A 217-nucleotide genomic window follows, 5' to 3' on the forward strand; every position below is an offset into this window, starting at 1 on the left:
TCTCTTTCCCGATATCTGCTTCTCTTTCCCGATATCCAGCCCTCTTTCCCGATATCCACCTCTCTTTCCCGATATCCACCTCTCTTTCCCGATATCCAGCCCTCTTTCCCGATATCCACCTCTCTTTCCCGATATCCACCTCTCTTTCCCGATATCTGCTTCTCTTTCCCGATATCCAGCCCTCTTTCCCGATATCCACCTCTCTTTCCCGATATCC

1 protein-coding gene is annotated in these 217 nt (G+C 50.2%); it reads right to left on the reverse strand.

What is annotated here, in order from left to right; genetic code table 11:
- The coding region (locus tag FN960_RS23000) for a hypothetical protein (RefSeq protein WP_185971180.1) at positions 1-217 on the reverse strand (217 nt) is incomplete at both ends.

The sequence above is a fragment of the Alkalicoccobacillus porphyridii genome (assembly GCF_007293315.1).
Classification (GTDB): domain Bacteria; phylum Bacillota; class Bacilli; order Bacillales; family Bacillaceae_D; genus Alkalicoccobacillus; species Alkalicoccobacillus porphyridii.